This is a genomic window from Paraoerskovia marina DSM 21750 (assembly GCF_000701465.1).
GTDB lineage: Bacteria > Actinomycetota > Actinomycetes > Actinomycetales > Cellulomonadaceae > Paraoerskovia > Paraoerskovia marina.
In genome coordinates this window covers 451,559-467,241 of record NZ_JNIY01000004.1, presented here as the reverse complement: position 1 = coordinate 467,241, position 15,683 = coordinate 451,559, and the positions used below count along the sequence as shown (strand labels likewise).

General features: G+C 70.8%; 16 protein-coding genes. 6 read left to right on the top strand and 10 right to left on the bottom strand.

The features are described 5' to 3' along the window. Nucleotides 1–20: 20 nt before the first annotated feature. The gene (locus Q343_RS0108270; protein WP_029253113.1) at nt 21–350 is read right to left on the bottom strand and encodes a WhiB family transcriptional regulator; all 330 of its coding nucleotides are present in this window, start codon (nt 348–350) and stop codon (nt 21–23) included. A gap of 148 nt (nt 351–498) precedes the next feature. Between Q343_RS0108270 and Q343_RS0108265 the strand changes: the two genes are divergently transcribed. Next, the gene (locus Q343_RS0108265) at nt 499–1,236 is read left to right on the top strand and encodes a TIGR03089 family protein (RefSeq protein WP_248616786.1); all 738 of its coding nucleotides are present in this window, start codon (nt 499–501) and stop codon (nt 1,234–1,236) included. Nucleotides 1,237–1,301: 65 nt separating this feature from the next. Here Q343_RS0108265 and glf read toward each other — a convergent pair whose 3' ends face one another. Genes glf through Q343_RS15440 form a run of 3 tightly spaced genes read right to left on the bottom strand, consistent with a single transcriptional unit; the run spans nt 1,302 to nt 4,295 of the window. After that, nucleotides 1,302–2,471 carry a UDP-galactopyranose mutase gene (glf, locus tag Q343_RS0108260; RefSeq protein ID WP_029253111.1) on the bottom strand — a complete coding sequence of 390 codons (1,170 nt, stop codon included), beginning with the start codon at nt 2,469–2,471 and terminating at the stop codon, nt 1,302–1,304. Between the two features lie 2 nt (nt 2,472–2,473). Then, nucleotides 2,474–3,319, bottom strand: coding sequence for a glycosyltransferase (locus Q343_RS15445; protein WP_043109912.1), 846 nt, complete (start codon nt 3,317–3,319; stop codon nt 2,474–2,476). After that, complete coding sequence (locus Q343_RS15440; protein WP_029253109.1) at nt 3,312–4,295, bottom strand: glycosyltransferase family 2 protein; 984 nt, start codon at nt 4,293–4,295, stop codon at nt 3,312–3,314. Before Q343_RS15440 ends, Q343_RS15445 begins: the two co-directional genes overlap by 8 nt. 132 nt (nt 4,296–4,427) lie before the next feature. On the opposite strand from Q343_RS15440, the gene Q343_RS0108245 reads away from it, so the two are divergent. Next, complete coding sequence (locus Q343_RS0108245) at nt 4,428–5,720, top strand: LCP family protein (protein WP_248616785.1); 1,293 nt, start codon at nt 4,428–4,430, stop codon at nt 5,718–5,720. Nucleotide 5,721: 1 nt separating this feature from the next. Next, nucleotides 5,722–7,086, top strand: a complete 1,365-nt coding sequence (locus tag Q343_RS13985; RefSeq protein WP_029253107.1) for an LCP family protein — start codon at nt 5,722–5,724, stop codon at nt 7,084–7,086. A gap of 42 nt (nt 7,087–7,128) precedes the next feature. Here the strand turns inward: Q343_RS13985 and purE are convergent, their stop codons facing one another. The 5 genes from purE to Q343_RS0108215 all read right to left on the bottom strand — a co-directional run bounded on the left by purE (nt 7,129) and on the right by Q343_RS0108215 (nt 11,520). Beyond that, nucleotides 7,129–7,671, bottom strand: a complete 543-nt coding sequence (gene purE, locus Q343_RS0108235; protein WP_029253106.1) for a 5-(carboxyamino)imidazole ribonucleotide mutase — start codon at nt 7,669–7,671, stop codon at nt 7,129–7,131. Next, nucleotides 7,671–8,825: a 5-(carboxyamino)imidazole ribonucleotide synthase gene (locus Q343_RS0108230; protein ID WP_248616784.1), complete on the bottom strand. Its 1,155-nt coding sequence runs from the start codon at nt 8,823–8,825 to the stop codon at nt 7,671–7,673. Before Q343_RS0108230 ends, purE begins: the two co-directional genes overlap by 1 nt. Nucleotides 8,826–8,917: 92 nt before the next feature. Continuing rightward, nucleotides 8,918–10,246 carry an ATP-binding protein gene (locus Q343_RS0108225; protein ID WP_029253104.1) on the bottom strand — a complete coding sequence of 443 codons (1,329 nt, stop codon included), beginning with the start codon at nt 10,244–10,246 and terminating at the stop codon, nt 8,918–8,920. A gap of 25 nt (nt 10,247–10,271) precedes the next feature. Beyond that, nucleotides 10,272–10,958: a response regulator transcription factor gene (locus tag Q343_RS0108220; RefSeq protein ID WP_029253103.1), complete on the bottom strand. Its 687-nt coding sequence runs from the start codon at nt 10,956–10,958 to the stop codon at nt 10,272–10,274. A gap of 142 nt (nt 10,959–11,100) precedes the next feature. Beyond that, nucleotides 11,101–11,520 carry a hypothetical protein gene (locus Q343_RS0108215; protein ID WP_155990682.1) on the bottom strand — a complete coding sequence of 140 codons (420 nt, stop codon included), beginning with the start codon at nt 11,518–11,520 and terminating at the stop codon, nt 11,101–11,103. 234 nt (nt 11,521–11,754) lie between these two features. Between Q343_RS0108215 and Q343_RS0108210 the strand changes: the two genes are divergently transcribed. Continuing rightward, nucleotides 11,755–12,003, top strand: coding sequence for a WhiB family transcriptional regulator (locus Q343_RS0108210; protein WP_029253101.1), 249 nt, complete (start codon nt 11,755–11,757; stop codon nt 12,001–12,003). Nucleotides 12,004–12,064: 61 nt separating this feature from the next. Here Q343_RS0108210 and Q343_RS0108205 read toward each other — a convergent pair whose 3' ends face one another. Then, entirely contained in the window at nt 12,065–13,537 is a 1,473-nt protein-coding gene (locus tag Q343_RS0108205) for a sensor histidine kinase (RefSeq protein WP_029253100.1), read from the bottom strand. A gap of 83 nt (nt 13,538–13,620) precedes the next feature. Here Q343_RS0108205 and Q343_RS0108200 point away from each other — a divergent pair, with 83 nt between their 5' ends. Further along, the gene (locus Q343_RS0108200; RefSeq protein WP_029253099.1) at nt 13,621–14,121 is read left to right on the top strand and encodes a DUF2505 domain-containing protein; all 501 of its coding nucleotides are present in this window, start codon (nt 13,621–13,623) and stop codon (nt 14,119–14,121) included. A 198-nt stretch (nt 14,122–14,319) separates the two neighbouring features. Then, complete coding sequence (locus tag Q343_RS0108195) at nt 14,320–15,627, top strand: ABC transporter substrate-binding protein (protein ID WP_081829716.1); 1,308 nt, start codon at nt 14,320–14,322, stop codon at nt 15,625–15,627. Nucleotides 15,628–15,683 lie beyond the last annotated feature (56 nt).

Sequence of the window (15,683 nt, the reverse complement as noted above, 5' to 3'; positions counted from 1 at the left end):
CACGGGCCGAAGCCCCCGGATCAGACGGCGCGGCGCTTCAGCTTGCGGCGCTCGCGCTCGGAGAGTCCGCCCCAGATCCCGAAGCGTTCGTCGTTCTCGAGCGCGTACTCCAGGCATTCGACACGGACCTCGCAGCCCATGCAGACCTTCTTGGCCTCCCGGGTCGATCCGCCCTTCTCGGGGAAGAACGCCTCCGGGTCGGTCTGCGCGCAGAGGGCGCGCTCCTGCCAGCCGAGCAGCGTCTCGTCGACGGCGTCGTCGCCGAAGATCGAGAGGACCGGCGCGACCGGCTCGGCCGGTGTCATGGTGTCGGACGGAAATCCGTCCGCCCCGTCAAGAACGTTCCACATGCTGTGCCCCTTCATGGTTGTGGAAACCCCAATAGGTGAATTACACGTGTGTCATGCGGAGTCGTCAAGCCGAACGTGTGATATCGCCGTGCGTTCCGGACATCCTCGACAGAATCTTCACCCGGACCGACGACGATAGGCTCTCCGGGTGACGACTCCACTGCCTCCGCACATCACTGACCTGCTCGTCCGTCTCCGCACCCGTGCAGGGCGTCCCTGCGTGACGTGGTACGGCGACGGCGGCGAGCGCGTCGAGCTCTCCGCAGCCGTGGTCGAAAACTGGGTCACGAAAACAACGAATCTTCTCGTCGAAGAATTCGACGCGAGTTCAAGTTGCGTGATTGCAATTGATGTGATTCCGCATTGGCGCTCGCTCGTCTGGTCTCTCGCCGCGTGGCGCACCGGCGCCGAGGTCGTCGAGGGTGACACCGGCGACGTCGTCGTGACGACCTCCCCCGCGACCGTCTCCGGGCGCGACGTCGTGGCGGTCGCGCTGCCGGCCCTGGCCCGGTCCCTCGACGGCGAGCTGCCCGCCTCGGCCGTCGACGCCGCGAGCGCGGTCATGACCTACGGCGACCAGCTCGGATGGGCACCGCCGGTCGACCCCGACGCTCCGGCGGTCACCGCCCCGAGGCGCATCACGCACGGCGAGATCGTCGCCGCGGCCGACGACGCCGCGACGGGCGTCCCGGCCGGTGCGCGCGCACTGCTGGAGGCACCGGACGCCGGCCTCGTGCCCTGGCTCCTGCGCGTGGTCGGCGTGCTCGTCCGGGACGGGTCGCTCGTGCTCGCGTCGGCGTCCGTCGCCGCCGAGCTGCGCGCCGACCCCGACCGCCGCGCACGCCTGGTCGCGACCGAACGGGTCGACACCGACCTGCTTGGCTGACCGCCGCGCCCGCCCGTGCGACCGCCGCGCCCGCCCGTGCGACTGCCGTGCGGGCGCCCCGCGGGTCAGTGCAGCGGTACGCCCGCGGTCAGGTACGGCGTGAGCTTGTTGTCGACCATGGAGAGCGCCGAACCGATCGCCATGTGCATGTCGAGGTACTGGTACGTACCGAGGCGGCCACCGAAAAGCACGTCCTTCTCACCCTTGGCGAGCTCGCGGTAGGCCTTCAGGCGCTCGCGGTCGACGGCGGTGTTGATCGGGTAGTACGGCTCGTCCCCACCCTCGGCGAACCGCGAGAACTCCCGCATGATCACCGTCTTGTCCGTCGGATACTCCCGCTCGGGGTGGAAGTGGCGGAACTCGTGGATCCGCGTGTACGGCACGTCCGCGTCCGCATAGTTCATCACCGGCGTCCCCTGGAAGTCCCCGACCGGCAGGACCTCCTCCTCGAAGTCCAGCGTCCGCCAGGACAACTCACCCTCCGCACCGTCGAAGTACCGGTCCACCGGCCCGGTGTAGACCACCGGCACGTTGCCGACCACGTTCGCCTTGTGCACAGACTGGCTCAAGTCGAAGAAGTCCGTGTCCAGACGCACCTCGATGTTCGGATGGTCCGCCATCCGCTCGATCCACGCCGTGTACCCGTGGGTCGGCAACCCCTCGTGGGTGTCGTTGAAGTAACGGTTGTCGTACGTGTACCGCACCGGCAGGCGCGAGATGATCGACACCGGCAGCTCACGCGGGTCGGTCTGCCACTGCTTGGCCGTGTACTCACGGATGAACGCCTCGTACAACGGGCGCCCGATCAACGACACCCCCTGCTCGTCGAGGTTCTGCGGCGTCCTGCCCCCCAGCTCGGCCGACAGCTCCTTGATCAACGCACGCGCCGCCGTCGGACCGTGCGCCGACCGGAAGAACTGGTTGATCGTGCCCAGGTTGATCGGCATCGGGAAGACCTCGCCCCGGTGCGTGGTGTACACCCGGTGCTCGTAGTCCGTGAACGACGTGAACCGGTTCACGTACTCCCACACACGCTCGTTCGACGTGTGGAACAGGTGCGCACCGTACCGGTGCACCTCGATCCCCGTCTGCGCCTCCGCCTCCGAGTACGCGTTCCCACCGATGTGCGAACGCCGGTCGATCACCAGCACCTTGCGCCCGTGCTCGACCGCCAACCGCTCCGCCACGGTCAGACCGAAGAACCCAGAACCTACGACCACCACATCGGCGTCCACTGCTACTCCTCTCGGGCCGCGGCCGGGGCAGCGGCGTCATGTCGGACGACGGCACGGTAGGCCGCGCGACGGATCCGCTCAGGGACGTACCGGTACGCGCCGCGCACGACGACGTTGCGCACGTACCCCCACCGCGACGTCATCCCGGCCGCGTGCATCTTGCGCTGCAGCTCGAGCTCCGACCTGAACAGCCGCGTGCCGCCACGCCGTGCATACGCCCCGGCGCCGACGCGGTACTGCACGAGCGGCTCGGCGACGTTCCGGGCCCGCGCCCCGCCGGCGATCATCCGCGCGAACAACCAGTAGTCCTCCATGAGCCGGAGGTCCTCGTAGCCGCCGGCGCGCGCGACCGCGCTCTTGCGGTAGACGACCGACGGGTGGTTGAAGGGCGACCGGAACCGCGCGTAGCGCTCGATGGCTACCTGGTCGACCGGGACCACGCGCAGCAGGCCCAGGTCGCCCTCGACGGCGAACTCCCGGATCGCGGAGCCGACGACGTCGGCGCCGTCGACGACCATCGGAACCTGGACCTGGAACCGGTGCGGGACCGAGATGTCATCGGCGTCCTGGCGTGCCACGATCTCGTGGGAGCACCGGGCCAGACCCTCCTCGAGCGCGAGCGCGAGGCCACCGTTCTCGGGCAGCTCGACGAGCACGACCGGGATCTCGGAGCCGTCGCGCAGCGCCTCGAGGGTCCGCTGCAGGGCGGGACGGACGGGTCCGTCCCGGACGACCACGATCTCCGTCGGCCGCAGCGTCTGCTCCACCGACACCGACGCGAAGGCGCGCTCGACGAACTCCGCGTCGTCGCCGTCATAGACGGGCAGGAGGACGGAGAAGTCAGGCACGCCCTGCTCCACGCTCGACCGCTGCGACGTCGTCGCTGACGTCCCCCATCCCGGCGAGGACGGTCGTCGAGCTCTTCGGACGCCGCAGGGCCCCGTCACGCAACCCGCGCGAACCGGCACGGACGAGGACGCCGCGCGCCTTGGACGCGGAAACCGTGCGCGCCCAGCGCCGCATCGCGGCGCCGGTGTACAGCACACGCTCCCCCGGGGTCAGCGCCGACGACCGCGTGATCATCCAGACCTTGTTGCGCACCTCGTAGTAGAACCGCTCGCCCGGGTCGACGTCCGTGGCACCGAAGACCTTCGTACGGTGCTCGACGACGGACGTGGGCACGTGCAGTCCGGTGCCGTCGCGCAGCAGGCGCGCCGAATACTCGAAGTCGTCGTTCCAGATGAAGTAGTCGGCGACGGGCAGACCGAACCGCCGGATCGCCCCGCCGTCGATCATCATCGAGACGAACGAGGACGAACGCACCGGGACCGAGGACGTCGCCTCCCCGGCGACCGTGTCGCCGTCGCGCTCGTAGGGACGCCGGCGCGGGGTGTTCATCGGGTGCTCGCGCCCGTCGACCCACTCGACCCGGCTGCCGAGGATCGTCACGGGCACCGGCGACGCCTCCCGCGCCTCGAGGAGCCCGGCGAGCGCATGCGGGCCGGGAATCGTGTCGTCGTCCATCACCCACACCAGATCGGCGTCCAGCCGACGGACGGCGTGCGCCATCCCGACCGCGAACCCGCCCGCACCACCGGTGTTGCGGGGAAGGGTCAGCAGGACGGGCCCGCTCGGGTGCTCGACCGCGACCCTCGCCGTGTGGTCCGTCGACGCGTTGTCCACCACGAGGACGGCGTCGACCGGACGGTCCTGCCCCGCGAGCGCGTCGAGCGCCTCCCGCAGCAGGTCAGCGCGGTTGAACGCCACGACGACCGCGACGACGCGGGGTTCGTGGGCGGACGAGGTCGGCGAGGAATCAGGCACCCACGCAGGGTACCGGGCAGGGCGCCGATCGCGGCAGCGACGGACCAGGAACGGCCTACCTGCACGGTTCCTCCACGACGTGTACGCCACGAACGTGCCATCTTTCGCGCGATGGCATCTATGCTCGTGGCCGTGCCTTCTCACCGCAACGACCGTTCCGCGCGCCAGGTGGCCGCCGAGACGACGCGCGGACCCGCCCATGCAGCGCAGCTGGGCCGCACCTCCGTGATGCGCGGGGTCGCCCTCGGGCTGACGGGTGTCCTCGCCTTCGGCGCGACCGCCGGCGCCCTCGGCGCGAGCCAGCTCACCGGCAACATCCAGACCAGCGACATCTCCGGGCTCACGGGAGACCTGGAGAAGCCCCCGCCTGCCGACGCGAGCGCCGGAGAGGCGCAGAACATCCTCATCCTCGGCTCCGACTTCCGCGGCGACGAGAACGCGGACTTCGCCGTCGCCGGTGTCGAGGGCATGCGCTCGGACACGGCGATCGTCGCCCACATCTCCGCGGACCGCGAGCGGGTCGAGCTCGTCTCGATCCCGCGCGACTCGATGGTGGAACGTCCCACGTGCGAGATGACGGACGGCACCACCGTCGCGGGCGGTCGCTCGATGTTCAACTCCGCGTTCGCCACGGGCGCCGACTACGGCGGAGACCTCGAGTCCGCCGCCGGCTGCGCGGTCAAGACCGTGCAGGAGACGACCGGCGTCTACATCGACGACTTCGTGATCGTCGACTTCGCAGGGTTCGAGTCGATGGTCGACGCGATCGGCGGCGTGCCGATGTGCATCCCCGAGGCCGTCGACGACCCCAAGGCGGACCTGGTCCTCGACGCCGGATTCCAGACCCTCGACGGTGCGGACGCCCTCGGGTACGCCCGGGCCCGCTACTCCCTCGGCGACGGCGGCGACCTGAGCCGGATCGGCCGCCAGCAGCAGCTGATCGCCGCGACGCTCAGCCAGGTGCTCAGTCAGAACCTCCTGACCGACGCCACCGGGCTCTACTCCTTCCTCGACGCGGCGACGAGCTCGCTGACCGTCAGCCCCGGACTCAGCTCGGTCACCGACCTCACCGGCCTCGCCTACAGCCTTCGGAGCATCCGGTCGGGCAACATCTCCCTCATGACCATCCCGACGTCACCGGACCCCGCGGACCCGAACCGACTCGTCTGGACGTACGAGGCCGACGAGGTCTGGGACAAGCTCGCGACCGACACGCCCCTGATCGAGGACGCCACGCCCGTCTCGGACGAGGCGGACCCGGGCACCGGCGGCACGACGGACGACACCTCCACGGAGGACGGGGCCGGGACGACCGAGGCGGCAGCCGAGACCGCGGACGAGACGGACACCACCGACGTCGGAGAAGAGAAGGAGGCAGGTCAGGAGGCGTTCGACCTGAACGACACCACCTCGACCTGCGAGTGACATGAGCGACGACGGATCTCTCCCGCCCAGCTTCACGCCACCCGGCGGCCGCTCTCGCCCCTCGGACGCCGACAAGGCGATCCCGGTGGGCTCGGACCGTCGCCGTTCGCGCCAGGGACCGACGCACCCACCGACACCGAACGGGATCCCCGCCTCCGGCACGTCGGGCGAGCCGCGGATCAAGCGGCAGTCCACCCGGGGCACGGGCGAGCAGCCGGTGACGCCCACCCGCAGGTCGGCCCGCGCGGACACGCCGCGGTCGGGGCGGACGCGAGCGTCGCAGCCACAGGCCCGCTCGGCGCAGCAGCAGCCGGCCTCGTACGCGCCCCGCAGCCAGCAGGGGCAGTCCCGCGCCGCGGCCCCGGCGGCGACCCGGTCAGCCACGGCCCCGAGGACGCAGGGCACCGGATCGTCGGGCATCCGCATCCGCAAGGGTCGCGTCACCGCCGTCATCCTCGTGTTCGTCCTGATCCTGCTGCTCGCGTGGCCGATCGGGCTGGTCATCTGGGCGAACGGCAAGATCCAGCACGTCGACGCGCTCTCGGGCGCGAGCGACACGGCGGGGACGACGTACCTGCTCGCCGGCTCGGACGCCCGTGACGGAGGCGTCGCCGAGGACGGGACCGAGGGAGCACGCACCGACTCGATCCTTCTTCTGCAGAAGCCGACCTCCGGTCCCGTCTCCCTGATCAGCCTCCCGCGCGACACCTACGTCGACATTCCCGGCTACGGTGCCGGAAAGCTGAACTCGTCGTACTCCTACGGCGGTCCCGCGCTGCTGGTCCAGACCGTCGAGGGTCTCACCGGTCTCACGGTCGACCACTACGCCGAGATCGGCTTCACCGGGGTCGAGGACGTCGTCGACGCCATCGGCGGTGTGGAGCTCTGCCTGGACTACGACGTCGACGACGAGAAGAGCGGCCTCGTCTGGGAGGCCGGCTGCCACGTCGCGGACGGCGAGACCGCCCTGGCCTTCTCGCGCATGCGCTACTCGGACCCAAAGGGCGACATCGGCCGCGCGGAGCGCCAGCGTCAGGTCATCGGAGCCATCGCGGACGAGGCGATCACCCCGTCGCTGCTGTGGCATCCCGGACGCCAGGTCGAGCTCATCACCGCAGGAACGGACGCACTGCTGGTCGACGAGGACACCGGCATGGTGAATCTCGCCTCGCTCGGGCTGGCGTTCGTGAACGCCACGGGCGAGGAAGGCGTGACGGGGACTCCCCCGATCGCGAGCCTCGACTACCGGCCGGGCGGGATCGGCTCGACCGTCCTGCTCGACGAGGAGCTCGCCCCCCAGTTCTGGACGGACGTGCGCGACGGCAACTTCGAGCCGGGGACGACGGTCGGCGACGACGAGGCGTAGCCGCGGCGCAGAACGGCCCGGCGATCCGCCGGGCCGTTCCCGTCAGGCGGTGAAGCCCGTCGACCCCTGCGAGGAACGCGAGGCACGCAGCCGGGCACCCTTGGCACGAGCCTGGTCACCGAGCTCACCCTGGAACGCGACCATCTTCTCGCGCAGGCGCGCCGCGTCCTCGCCCTCTCCTGCACCGAGGATGCGTGCCGCGAGGAGACCCGCGTTCCGGGCACCCCCGACAGAGACAGTTGCGACCGGGACGCCCGCGGGCATCTGCACGATCGAGAGCAACGAGTCCATGCCGTCGAGGTGGCGCAGCGGGACGGGAACCCCGATCACCGGCAGCGGCGTCACGGCCGCGAGCATGCCGGGCAGGTGCGCGGCACCACCGGCGCCCGCGACGATCACACGGATCCCGCGTCCGGCGGCCTCGCGCCCGTAGTCGATCATCTCGGTGGGCATCCGGTGCGCCGAGACGACGTCCACCTCGACGGGGACGCCGAACTCCTCGAGCGCCTCAGCCGCGGCCTCCATCACGGGCCAGTCCGAGTCGGATCCCATGACGATCCCGACGAGCGGGTTCTGAGCGGACATCACGCCTCCTGGGTGGGGTTCTCGCCGCGCAGGATCGCAGCGGCGGCAGTCGCACGACGACGGACCTCGTCCAGGTCGTCGCCGCTCACGTTCACGTGGCCGAGCTTGCGGCCGGGTCGCACGTCCTTGCCGTAGAGGTTGACCCTCGCGTCGGGATAGGCGGCCAGGACGTCCGGCAGGGCGTCGGTCAGGTCACCGAGCGACGAGCCGAGCACGTTCGCCATGACGGTCCAGCGAGCCGTCGCGGAGGTGTCGCCGAGCGGAAGGTCGAGCACGGCACGCAGGTGCTGCTCGAACTGGCTCGTCACCGCACCGTCGATCGTCCAGTGCCCGGAGTTGTGCGGTCGCATCGCGAGCTCGTTGACGAAGATCTCAGGGCCGCTCTCGTCCGTGCCGGCGACCTCGAACATCTCGACGGCGAGCACCCCCGTGACGTCGAGCCCTTCGGCGACGTCGACGGCGATCGCCCGCGCCCGTGCGGCAAGGTCGTCCCCCAGCCGCGGGGCGGGGGCGAGGACCTCGGAGCACACCCCGTCCCGCTGGATCGACTCGACGACAGGCCAGGTCCTGATCTCCCCCGACGGGCGACGCGCGACGAGGACCGCGAGCTCGCGGGTGAAGGGAACCTTCTCCTCGACGAGAAGAGGCGGTCCGCCCGTCGACGACGCGGCGAGCCAGTCCGCGGCGGCGTCGGCCGAGTCGACGACCCGCACTCCCTTGCCGTCGTACCCGCCGCGCGACGTCTTCACGACGGCGCTGCCGCCGACCTCGGCGAGGAAGGCCTCGAGCTCCTGCGCACCGGTCTCGGGATCGGTCGCGAGCGGGCGCCACCGCGGGCACGGGGCGCCGAGAGCGGTCAGCCGCTCGCGCATCACGATCTTGTCCTGGGCGTGCCGCAGCGCGTGCGCGGCCGGGTGCACGGGCGTCCCCTCGGCGACGAGGGCGTCGAGGAGGGCGTTCGGCACGTGCTCGTGCTCGAACGTGAGGACGTCGGCCCGGGGGCCGGCCTCGGGGACGACGAGCGCCCGGAGATCGGCCTCGTCGCCGGCCGCGCCGACGGGTGCGTCGACCACGACCTGCGCCGCCGCCGTGCCCGCCGACTCGACGAGGACCCTCAGGTGCACACCGAGCTCTCCCGCCGCGGGTGCCATCATGCGGGCCAACTGCCCGCCACCAACTACTGCAATCACTGGAGCTGCCACGATCCCCGAGCCTATCGGTACTCGGCGGTTGCTCGCCGACGTGGTCAGGGGCGGCCGAACCAGCCCTTGCGGCCGTGGGCGAGGGTGCGTCCGGTCGGGAGCACCGCGTTGGGGTCGAGAGTGCGCGGCACACCGGCCAGGAAGATCGAGAAGACGGCGGGGACGCGCTGGGAGAGCTTGATGCGTCCACCGTCCGCGGCGACGAGGTCGCGGGCGAGGGCCAGACCGAGCCCGGTGCCCGCCCCGGAGGTGACGGACCTCTCGAAGATGTGCGGGGCGAGATCTTCGGGGACACCGTCCCCCTCGTCAGCGACCTCGATGACCACGGTGCCGCGTTCACCGCCCGACCGCGTGCGGACCGTCGTCGTGCCACCGCCGTGCTTGAGGGAGTTCTCGACGAGCGTCGCCAGCACCTGCGCGAGCCCACCCGGGGTCGCGAGAGCCTGGGCGGAGTCGGGGATGTCGATGACGAGCCGGCGCTCGCCGCGCTCGAACGTCGGGCCGTACTCTTCCTCGAGCTGGCGCCCGATCTCGATCAGCAGCACGGGCTCGGTCGTCCCGCCGACCGCACTGCGCGACCGCAGCAGCAGGTCGTCGACGACGCCGACGAGTCGCTCGATCTGCTCGAGGGAGATCCGTGCCTCCTCCTGCACCGCCTCGTCGTCCGAGGCCATCGAGATCTCCTCGAGGCGCATGCTCAGCGCCGTCAGCGGCGTCCGGAGCTGGTGCGAGGCGTCCGAGGCGAACTGCCGCTCGGCGGCCAGTCGTGTCGCCATCCGGTCGGCGGACCGCGCGAGCTCGTCCGCGACGAGGTCGATCTCCTCGACACCGGAGTCCTCGAGCCGAGGACGGACCTGCCCGGAGCCCAGCTGTTCCGCCGAGGCCGCGAGGTAGACGAGCGGTGCCGAGAGCCGGTTGGACTGCCACACGGAGACGGCGATCCCGGCCCCGAACGCGACGACGGTGGCCACCGCGACGAGGAAGACGATCTGCGCCTCGCGGAGCGTGATCTGGTACGACGGGACACTGAGGGTGACCAGCGAGCCGTCGTCGGTGGTCAACGTCCGGGTGACGGTGTCGCCCGACAGCTCCTCACCGGCGTAGAGCACCTGGCCGTCGCTCGTGAGCACGGTGATGTAGGCGTCCAGCCGACCCGTGCCCGTGGCAGCGTTGTCGACGGTGCTCTGCGGCACCTCCTCGCCCGCCTCCGTGCGGCTGTCGATCTGACGGCCGAGGGCCTCGGACCGTGCCGTGAGCTCACGCAGCTCGATGTCCTCGACGAAGCGTGCACCGATGAAGGCCAGGGGCAGCCCGAGGAGCAGCACCGCGACGAGCACCGCGGAGACGGTGGCCGTCAGAAGCCTGCGCCTCATGCGAGCGCACCTTCCAGCCGGAGGATCAGGACTCGACGCCCAGCTCGAAGCGGAAGCCGAGGCCCCGGACCGTCGAGACGTAGCGCGGCGACCCGGCGTCGTCGCCGAGCTTGCGCCGCAACCAGGAGACGTGCATGTCGAGCGTCTTGGTCGAGCCCACGGGCTCGGATCCCCAGACGTCGCGCATCAGAGCGTCGCGCACGACGACGGAGCCCGCGTTCTGCACGAGGACGCGCAGCAGCTCGAACTCCTTGGTGGTCAGGTGCAGCTCACGGTCTCCCTGGAACGCGCGGTGCGCGGCGACGTCGACGCGCACGTCCTGGGCGTGGAGCTCCTCCTCCTCGACGGTGTCCGCGTGGGTGCGACGCAGGAGCGCCCGCACGCGCGCAAGAAGCTCGGCGAGGCGGAAGGGCTTGGTCACATAGTCGTCGGCACCGGCGTCGAGCCCGACGACCAGGTCGACCTCGTCGGCGCGCGCGGTCAGCACGAGCACCGGTGTGGTCAGGCCCTGGTTGCGGATCTCGCGGGCGACGTCGAGGCCGTCCATGTCCGGCAGGCCAAGGTCAAGGACGACGATGTCGGCCCCGCCGGCCGCATCGACGGCACCTTGCCCGGTGCCCTGCACGACGACGTCATAACCCTCACGCGTGAGCGCGCGGGCCAACGGCTCGGCAATTGCGGGGTCATCCTCCGCCAGCAGTACGTGGGTCATTCATCCATGTTAGGGCATCGAAGGTCCCAAGAGATCCCCCTGGGCCATCCTGTGGACGGTTATGTCCACGACAAGTTTCGTCACGGCCCGGCGGCCTCGCGGGCCGACACCGCGCCGGCACGCCACGGGGAGAGTCCCGATCCTATCCGGCGGCAGACCGCTCCGTGTCCGCGGCGACGCGCAGGACACCGACCACGACGGCCACGGCGACGACCACCAGCGGAACTCCGACGACCGGGTTTCCTGACTGCACGGCGCCGACCCCCACGATCACCTGGAAGATCTGCCAGGTGATCGTCGGTGCACGACCACGCCGGCTCCCACGGACGAGCGCGCGCCCGGAGAAGTAGAGCGCGGCGGCGAGGCCGAGCGCGCACACCACGAGGAAGAGCGTCATGGCGACCAGCTCACCCGGCACGTCCGCCAGGCCGACGAGCAGGAGCACGGCGCCGGCGACCGCCGCGACCACCTCGAGCCCGAGCCCGACGAGGACGACCGTCAGCGCGCGGCTCCGCGGTGCGGACGGACTCTGCGGCGTCGCCGCGGGATCGATGTCAGACACGGTCACCCAGCCTACCCGGCGGCCGGAACCGAGCCTCAGCGGGCTGACCTGCGGCGACGCAGCCGTGTGACAAATACCTCACAAGTCATCTACAAGAAACCTCCGTGTTACCTCTTGTGCAGGGATTCTCGAGGTGTGAGGCTTGATCCAGCACATCCCCCCGAACGAATCTCCTGACCGTGGTGCGCCTACATGCGCCCGGGCCACGGAGTTCCCCTGCCAAGGAGACTGAGAATGGACTGGCGCCACCGCGCATCTTGCCTGGACGAAGACCCCGAGCTGTTCTTCCCCATTGGCAACACGGGTCCCGCGATCTTGCAGATCGAGGAGGCAAAGGCGGTCTGCCGTCGCTGCCCCGTCGTCGACACGTGCCTCAAGTGGGCCATCGAGTCCGGTCAGGACGCAGGCGTCTGGGGAGGGCTGTCCGAGGACGAGCGCCGGGCGCTCAAGCGTCGCACCGCCCGGGCCCGCCGCGCCGGCTGACACTCCGCCTCGAAGGGCCGACACCCCACGCGGGTGTCGGCCCTTCGTGCGTCCGGGGCGGTCAGTCGCGGTTGCGCGACCGCAGCTCGATGTCGATCACGACCTCGGTGCCGCCGCCCTCGCGCGCCGACCAGTCGATGGTCCCGTGCATCTCGTTGAGCACCAGCGTCGAGACGATCTGCGTGCCGAGCCCGCGCTGCCCCGCCGTCCCCGGCGTCGGCGAGTCCCCGAGACCGACGCCGTCGTCGGCGACGACGACGTGGATCGCCTTCCCGTCGCGCTGGGCCTCGATCGTGACCCGCCCCTCGGTCCGCCCCTCGAGCCCGTGCTCCACCGCGTTGGTCACCAGCTCGGTGAGCACGAGGGCGAGCGGGGTGGCGACCTCGGCCGGCACCCGCCCGAAGGTCCCCTCGAGCGCCGTCGTGACCCGGGTGTCGGCCGAGGCGACGTCGGCGGCGAGGCGGAGCGCCCGGCTCGCCATCTCGTCGAACTCGACCTCCTCGTCCAGGGTCTGCGACAGGCTCTGGTGCACGAGGGCGATGGTGGCGACACGCCGCATCGCCTCCTCGAGGGCAGCCTTCGCCTCGGGGATCTCCATACGCCGGGCCTGGAGCCTCAGGAGCGCCGCCACCGTCTGCAGGTTGTTCTTGACCCGGTGGTGGATCTCCCGGATGGTCGCGTCCTTGGTGATCAGCTCCCGCTCGCGCCGACGCAGCTCCGTCGCGTCGCGGCAGAGCAGGACGGCGCCGATGCGCTGGCCGTGCTCCGTGAGCGGCAGGGCGCGCAGGGACAGCGAGACGCCCCTCGACTCGAGATCGGTCCGCCACGGCGCGCGGCCCGTGACCACGAGAGGCAGCGACTCGTCGACCGGGGCCTGCTGCTCGACGAGGTCGGTGGTGACCTCGGCGAGCGATCGCCCGACCAGCGGCCCGAGAACCCCGAGACGGTGGAAGCAGCTGAGGGCGTTCGGGCTCGCGTAGAGCACCTCGCCCTCGGAGTTGAGCCGCAGCAGGCCGTCCCCGACGCGCGGGGCACCACGACGCGGTCCGGTCGCAGCGTGCGCCATGGGGAACTCGCCGCGCGAGATCATCCCGATCAGGTCGTCCGCGGCTTCGACGTAGTTGAGCTCGAGCCGGCTGGGGGTCCGGCCGCTGCCGAGGTTCGTCTGGCGGGCGACGACGGCGATCGCACGGCCGTCGTGCACCACCGGCACCGCCTCCTCGCGGACCGCGTACGCGCCGAACCACCGCGGCTCGCGCGAGCGCTGCGGCGCGATCTCGGACAGCGCACGGCGCAGTTGGGCGAGCTGCCCGTCCGGCGCCTTGGACCCGACGATGTCGTCGTAGTGGACCGTCGCGCCCGTGCTCGGCCGGCACTGGGCGACGGCCACGAAGCCGTGCTCGGCCGTCGGCAGCCACAGGACGAGATCGGCGAAGGCCAGGTCGGAGATGACCTGCCAGTCGCCGACGAGCTGATGCAGCCAGTCGTTGTCCGCGTCGGACAGATCGGCGTGCTGGGAGAAGAGGTCACTCATGGCGGACACGGCACCAGCGTACGCAGGCGTGAGGGGTGCGGCGCCCGATAGAGTCCAGGGATACCCCGGCGAAAGGCATCCGCATGCACCTCACGGTGACCAGCACGTACCCGGCTCCCGTCGCGGAGGTCGCCGCCATGCTGGCGGCCGAGCCCTTCGTCCGGTGGCGTGCGGGACGGACGAGCCCGGGCGGCACGGTGGACCAGGCGGACGTCAGCGGCAGCCTCGACGGCGGGTTCACCTCGACCGTCCGTCGGACCGTGCCGACCACGGACATCCCGTCCCAGGTCCGCAGCTTCGTCGGTGACCACGTGGAGATCCGCCAGGTGGAGGTCTGGGAGCCCGGGACGGCGTCGCCACGGGGGACGGTGACGCTGGAGATCACCGGCGCGCCCATCCGGCTCACCGGGACGGTCCGACTGGAAGATCTTCCCGACGGCGGGACGGCGCAGACCTACGACGGGGTCCTGCGTGCCGCGGTGCCCCTCTTCGCGTCGACGATCGAGAAGGCCGCGGCCCAGGCGGTACGTGACGCGCTTTCCGCCGAGGAGGTCGCGGGCCGCGAATGGCTCACGGCGCCATAACACCCCGGTAACGATCCGGAAACGAGCCGGACCCCCACAGGTCGCTGACCTGCGACGACGCTTCTTCAGCATTCCGCATCTCCCACCGGCAAGGTCGCTGTCGGTTGACACGCAACCGTGGTAGCGCTTCCATGAACCCACCGATGGAAGCGCTACCACGGCGTTGCCGTCACCGCCCCACAAGACAAGGGAGTCACCGTGCACCGCAGCACACGCACCCGTCGCCTGACCGTCACCGCGACGGCCGGCGCAGCAGCACTCGCGCTCACGCTCACCGCTTGCGGCTCGTCCGACAGCGACGACACCGCCGACAGCGGATCCTCGAACGGCGACGAGGAGATCACCCTCACCGTCGCGACGTTCAACGAGTTCGGCTACGAGGACCTCCTCACCGAGTACGAGGACCTGAACCCGAACATCACGGTCAAGCAGAAGAAGGCCGCCACCGCGGACGAGGCGCGCGACGCGCTGCGCAACTCGCTCGGCGCCAACTCGGGTGCGTCGGACATCGAGGCCATCGAGGTCGACTGGCTCGCCGAGTTCAAGCAGTACCCGGACAAGTTCGCAGACCTGACGAGCGACAGCGTCGAGGGCCGTTGGCTCGACTGGAAGACCGAGGCCGCCACGCTCGAGGACGGCGCTCTGATCGGCTACGGCACCGACATCGGCCCGGAGGCCGTCTGCTACCGCGCCGACCTCTTCGAGGCCGCCGGGATCCCGAGCGACCGCGAGGGTGCCGCCGAGTTCATCGGCGAGTCGTGGGACGACTACTTCGACGCGGGCAAGGAGTTCATGGCGAGCTCCGACGTCCCGTGGTTCGACTCCGCGGGCGCCACCTGGCAGGGCATGATCAACCAGGTTCAGAACGCCTACGAGGAGAACGACGGCACGATCATCGCGACCGAGAACCCCGAGGTCCGCGAGACGTACGACGCCGTCCTCACCGCCGCGGTCGACGAGAACCTGTCCGCCCACCTCGGCCAGTGGTCGCAGGACTGGACCGACTCGTTCCAGAACGACGGCTTCGCCACGATGCTCTGCCCGGGCTGGATGCTCGGTGTCATCGAGGGCAACGCAGCCGGCGTCGAGGGCTGGGACATCGCCGACACCTTCCCCGGTGGCGGTGGCAACTGGGGCGGCTCGTACCTCACCGTCCCGAGCCAGGGCGAGAACGTCGAGGCGGCCAAGGAGCTCGCCGACTGGCTGACCGCCCCCGAGCAGCAGATGAAGGCGTTCGCCGCCAAGGGAACGTTCCCGAGCCAGGTCGAGGCGCTCGACTCCGAGGAGCTCGCCGCGGCCACCAACCCGTTCTTCAACGACGCCCCGACCGGTGAGATCCTCGCCAACCGTGCCGAGGCCGTCTCGGTGACGCCGTTCAAGGGACCGAACTACTTCCCGATCAACACCGCCATGGCGGACGCGATCACCCGCGTGGACGTTGACCAGACCGACGACGCCGACTCCTCCTGGGAGAAGTTCGTCGCGGACGTCGACGCACTGGGCTAGGCCCACCCCCGGCTTCTGACGAAGCCGACGTCCCGGAGGGGCTCGCGGTCGAGACC